The organism is Methylocystis sp. Sn-Cys (assembly GCF_016745395.1).
Lineage (GTDB): Bacteria > Pseudomonadota > Alphaproteobacteria > Rhizobiales > Beijerinckiaceae > Methylocystis > Methylocystis iwaonis.
Window position 1 is genome coordinate 1 of sequence record NZ_JAERVJ010000018.1, and the last position, 1,860, is coordinate 1,860.

Sequence of the window (1,860 nt, forward strand, 5' to 3'; positions counted from 1 at the left end):
CCGAGAGCCCGGAGAGCGCCAGCGTCCAGCTCGTCCCCGAGACGCTCGCCGTCCCAATGAACGTCGCGCCTTCGTAGACCCGCACTTCCTCGCCCGACGCCAGCGGCGTCGACAGCGTTCCGTTCAGAACCGGCGACGCGTCGTCGGTGCTCGTCGCGCTGGGGTAATCGCCCTGGTGCAACCCGACATTGTCCGTGAAGGTCGCAATCGTCGCCGTCGTTACCGGCGCCGTCGTATCGACCGCCACAGCGAAGGGCGACGACGCCGTCCCCTCATTGCCCGCCGTGTCCGCGACGACCGCCGTATAGCTGTGCGTCCCTTCCGAGAGCCCGGACAGCGCCAGAGTCCAGCCCGTCCCCGAGACGCTCGCCGTCCCAATGAGCGTCGCGCCTTCGTAGACCCGCACTTCCTCGCCCGCCGCAAGCGGCGCGGACAGAGTCCCGCTCAGAACAGGCGATGAATCATCCGTCGCCGTCCCGCTGAGGTAGTTCCCCTGCTGCGTCCCGACATTGTCGGTGAAGCTGGCGATGATGATGGTGGTCGCCGGCGCCGTCGTATCGACCGCCACAGCGAAGGGAGACGACGCCGTCCCCTCATTGCCGGCGGCGTCCGCCACCACCGCCGTGTAGCTGTGCGTCCCCTCCGAGAGCGCGGAGAGTCCCAGCGTCCAACTCGTGCCCGAGACGCTCACCGTCCCAATGAGCGTCGGCCCTTCGTAGACCCGCAGCTCCTCGCCAGCCGCCAGCGGCGCCGACAGCGTTCCGTTCAGAACCGGCGACGCGTCGTCCGTGCTCGTCGCGCTGGGGTAATCGCCTTGGTGCGCGCCGACATTGTCCGTGAAGCTGGCGATGACGGTGGTGGTCGCCGGCGCCGTCGTATCGACCGCCACAGCGAAGGGCGACGACGCCGTCCCCTCATTGCCCGCCGTGTCCGCGACGACCGCCGTATAGCTGTGCGTCCCTTCCGAGAGCCCGGACAGCGCCAGAGTCCAGCCCGTCCCCGAGACGCTCGCCGTCCCAATGAGCGTCGCGCCTTCGTAGACCCGCACTTCCTCGCCCGCCGCAAGCGGCGCGGACAGAGTCCCGCTCAGAACAGGCGATGAATCATCCGTCGCCGTCCCGCTGAGGTAGTTCCCCTGCTGCGTTCCGACATTGTCGGTGAAGCTGGCGATGATGATGGTGGTGGTGGTCGCCGGCGCCGTCGAATCCACCGCCACAGCGAAGGGAGACGAGGCCGTCCCCTCATTGCCGGCGGCGTCCGCCACCACCGCCGTATAGTTGTGCGTCCCCTCCGAGAGCGCGGAGAGTCCCAGCGTCCAACTCGTGCCCGAGACGCTCACCGTCCCAATGAGCGTCGGCCCTTCGTAGACCCGCAGCTCCTCGCCAGCCGCCAGCGGCGCCGACAGCGTTCCGTTCAGAACCGGCGACGCGTCGTCCGTGCTCGTCGCGCTGGGGTAATCGCCCTGGTGCGCGCCGACATTGTCGGTGAAGGTAGCAATCGTCGCCGTTGTGACCGGCGCCGTCGTATCGACCGCCACGGCGAAGGCCGCCGACGCCGTCCCCTCATTGCCCGCCGCGTCCGCGACGACCGCCGTATAGCTGTGCGTCCCTTCCGAGAGCCCGGACAGCGCCAGCGTCCAGCCTGTCCCCGAGACGCTCGCCGTCCCGACCAGCGTCGCGCCTTCGTAGACCCGCAGCTCCTCGCCAGCCGCCAGCGGCGCCGACAGCGTTCCGTTCAGAACCGGCGACGCGTCGTCCGTGCTCGTCGCGCTCGGGTAATCGCCCTGGTGCGCGCCGACATTGTCCGTGAAGGTCGCAATCGTCGCCGTCGCGACGGGCGCCGCCGTATCGACCGCCACAG

General features: G+C 69.4%; 1 protein-coding gene. It reads right to left on the reverse strand.

Going from position 1 to position 1,860, the window contains the following annotated elements:
- The coding region (locus JJT62_RS18930) for an Ig-like domain-containing protein (protein WP_246745015.1) at positions 1 to 1,860 on the reverse strand (1,860 nt) is incomplete at both ends.